This is a genomic window from Pyrobaculum sp. (assembly GCF_049971835.1).
In the GTDB taxonomy this organism is placed as follows: Archaea; Thermoproteota; Thermoprotei; order Thermoproteales; family Thermoproteaceae; genus Pyrobaculum.
Window position 1 is genome coordinate 1 of the sequence record NZ_JBMFKV010000184.1, and the last position, 3700, is coordinate 3700.

3 protein-coding genes are annotated in these 3700 nt (G+C 50.2%); all 3 read right to left on the reverse strand.

Annotated features, from left to right (window positions below; genetic code table 11):
* The coding region (locus ACP5J3_RS11935) for a hypothetical protein (protein ID WP_428495894.1) at positions 1–202 on the reverse strand (202 nt) is incomplete at its 3' end.
* A gap of 33 nt (positions 203–235) precedes the next feature.
* Positions 236–1135, reverse strand: coding sequence for a hypothetical protein (locus ACP5J3_RS11940; protein ID WP_428495895.1), 900 nt, complete (start codon positions 1133–1135; stop codon positions 236–238).
* A 147-nt stretch (positions 1136–1282) separates the two neighbouring features.
* Positions 1283–3700 (reverse strand): hypothetical protein (locus tag ACP5J3_RS11945; protein WP_428495896.1); only part of this gene is annotated, 2418 nt, incomplete at its 5' end.

The following is a 3700-nucleotide window of genomic DNA, read 5'->3' on the forward strand; positions in this document are numbered from 1 at the left end:
TAAAGCCAACTTTTATAACACCGTTGCTCAAACATATTCCATTATCATAGGGGCCAACAGCCAGGGGCTCTATAGGTCTTCCAGCTTTCTGCCCCTGATCATACGTCTGTGCATATGCAAACACCGCAACCGCTAATATCAGCGCCACATATACTACCACCCTTATTCTCTCACTACCACCCTTATTCTCTCCATAGAACAATGAAATGGGGCGTATTTAAATCTTTCGCCGCACTCACTGAGTTAATTGTCTAACTACCTGCTTCAGCGCTTGCGTTGGCTCTGTTCCTCGGTAGATTAGATAGGTAGCGTAGCTCACGCCCGGCAGAAGAGGATCATAGGCACCCGGCCTATAGACAGGTATAGGCTCTACTCTGCCAAGGGCAATGTCAAAACTTCTGTTTTTTATAAGTAACTTGTCTCCGTACCGCTGAAGGAACTCAGCACCGCGAGGCGACAAGGCAAAAGCGGCTTTTACATAAGCCAGAGACTTGTTATAAAAAATATACGCGGTGTAGCCGCTGGGCAACGGCTTAGAAACCCACCAAAGATCCAAGAGACACCTCACAGAGCCATTGTTAAACAAGGATCTCTGCCTAGTGTAGTTAAAAGGATCGCCTGGGTCATTTCTCAGCAAGAGCTCCACAGCCTCAAAACCGCGTACGGTATCACGGCTCAGCAACGCCCTCGGCGAGCCGTTGAAATAACTCCCCCCCAAGCTGTAGACAACAGAAGATAGCACGACGGGATCAGCCACAACCGCCAGCCCGCCGCTCCTCGACAAGTTAAGTAACTCATGTACACTGCGAGGCGGCGGCGCACCTCTGCAGATTACAAGCGGCACCCCGTAGTCCACTGGGACACCCACCACCCGGCCACGATAGACAACACCTCCCGTAAGATTAAGCGGAATTAGATACCCGTTTTCGGCCAAATCGGCAAAGGTAGAACCCCAGTAGCCAACCACCACATCTACCCTCGCCCCCAGCAACCTCGCCCCAAGAACAGACTGGAGAAAAGAATAAGGCCCCGTCGCGTTAGCCACAGACACAGAAACATCTCTAAACCCAGAAAAAAGAGAGACATCTGCAGGATCCAGCACAGAGACGAAAACCGGCTCCCTCACCACAGACACAGCAACAGTCTCAACTACTGTGCGGGTTTCAGTAATTACGTGGGTAACAGTAAGAACACGCTGACCACCAGCACTGGAGATAAACCAAAAAACAAGATAGAGAAGAATAAATAAAAAAACGAGGGAAACTAGAAAAAACCTATTCATTTACGGATCTGGGTGTTGCGGCTTCTCGCTGATTGTGCCCAAGTTCTCAACAATCCTCAGCCTTGGATGCGGATCACCACCAGGCAGTGTCGGCACCCACGTAATTACTATCTTTATACCAACAGTACCCTCATTCAGCTCCTGAAGCACCTGTAGCAGTGTAGTATAATTCTGCACCTGCTTGCCGTTCCTATACCACGTAATCCACGTAGGCTCAAAGAAGCTCTGCGCAATAGCCCAGGTGTCCTCACCAGAGAAGCCGTAAATCACCAGCCCAACAGTGCCGTTGAGATCCTTATGCACGTAGACAACACCCTCGCCCCGCCTCGCGGTCTCTGTAGCATTCTTCTGTTTGCCGTCGAAAGTGGCACCCCAGTCGCCAGGCATCACCCAGACCCACGGCGAGCCAAATCTGTGGAACCTGCCCGTGGGCATCACCACGGTACCTCTGTACGCCTCTGCGCCGGTGACCACCATCCCAGTCCAGCTGGCGAACACAAGCGGCGCGAACTCGTTAAAGTACTCAGCGCCTAGATTCACAAGCGGACCGCCTACAAATATCATGTTGCTACTCGCAATTGGCACAGTCTTACTCCAGTCGTCCTTCAACGCAGTTCTGTAGTCACCAGCGGCGTAGTTGTAGTAGTAGTTTGGTACGATAGGCCCGCTCGCCGGGGCAATAAATTCTCTAAACACATAAGGCACATTCAAATCAAGCAACTTAGCATCAAGCCCAGTCCACTGCACAGCGATATTCTTAATTGAGTCAAATGCCTCAGAGACAGCCGCGGCACCAGCCGAGTCAACCGGGTGAGACTCCCTACCAACAATAATCCACTCATACGCTCCACGCGCAAGGAAGTGAGAAGCCCTATCATAAGCCGCATAGTCCAAGTAAATGTTTGGATCCTTAATAAGTACACGAGATCTGTTGTAGAAGATGTAGGTCCAGCCATTGGGCTTCACAACTCTCCAGTTGCCCAAGTTGTAATATGTGCCATTTACACGTATGTACTCGGTAAAGTTGAACCCGTTAATAATATCTTTATAGCATATAATCAACAGCGCAGTGGTCCTGTTAATGTAAGTAGTCGGCGTAGCATTTACAATGTATGTGACATTTATGTATGAGTACTCGCCGATGCACTTGTAATCTGTCGAGAACAACACCTTGTAGTAGCCAGGTTGTGCAAATGTGATGTTTATGTAGGTAGTGTTGCCAAACCCGCGAAGCTTACTAGTGATCTCTTGGTATGTACTGGTGCCCGGTGGTATCAGAATACCGTTCCTAATTACTCTTTCTGCAAAGGTGGAGTAGGCGTACCAGTCATTTTGATTGGTTAACCCATCAACGTCGTGATACCATGAAGCGGGTACTGGCACAAAGCCACTTGTTGGAGTGCCATCAGGCTTTAGGAGTCTCTGAGGTATGTATAGTGTCCTGGAGCCAGGCATTGTCAAGTTAAAGAAGTTTACCCACCTGGCTGTGTCCTTCTCCGAGGCTTTTACCAAGTCGTAGGGGTTAAAGTACTGCTTGAGTAGGTACAACGCCTCTCTATCAATTGTGCTTTTGTAATTCATCGTCGTTATGTCATGTGAATCAACTATGCCGTATATGGCAACGGCGCGGAACTGCACTGGGTATTCATTGGGGGATCCTCTCCATAGGTCATAGGCGTATAGCTGGAAGTCCCACTCGGCGATATAGTAAGGCCTTATGGGGCTCGGCTTCTGGTTGTAGTCTATGTAGTGTGGATCTGATCCGTGCATGCTCTTCCAGCGTATCGGAAAGCCCAACCCGGTCCAGTCGTTTAGAGAGGGCCAGAAAGCGGCGAAGAATACCTTACCCACGTTGGGGTTGTACGACTGGATTACGTCATATGTGAAGCCAGAGGGGGGCCGGTAACAGCTCACATCGGCCAGTCTGCCGTCTGGAGGCCTGACGTATCCCCACTTGTCCGCCACCGGCCAGTCGGCATAGTTATAAACGGTCGGCTGTCCCTCCGCGGCTGTATCAAGTGCGCCGCATGTGCCCTGGGTGAAGAAGTGCCAGTATTGTGGAGCGTAGCCCGCCGCGTCGTTGCCGAGGTCTTTCTCGCCTCTGTTGCTGAGTTGCACCGTCATGTTGGTGCCTACCTTGCTGTCTAGGAGTGATTTGACTTCCTTTATCTCTACAACAACTTTCTTTACCTTGTCGAAGTCTATAGTGATAATTAGTCTAACAAGTGGTATGTTTGACGCCGTGGTGTTCCCGCCCACATAGTCGTAGATATCCCACGCCATTCTTGCGATGAACCTCCTGGGCCCGTCGTATAGGATCTGGAACTGCGGCATGTCCTTCGGCGGGGCTACTGTGCCGTTTGTTTTTCTGCCTGAATACATAAGCCTGTTTGATATAATCTGGCCAAAGGTGGGGCT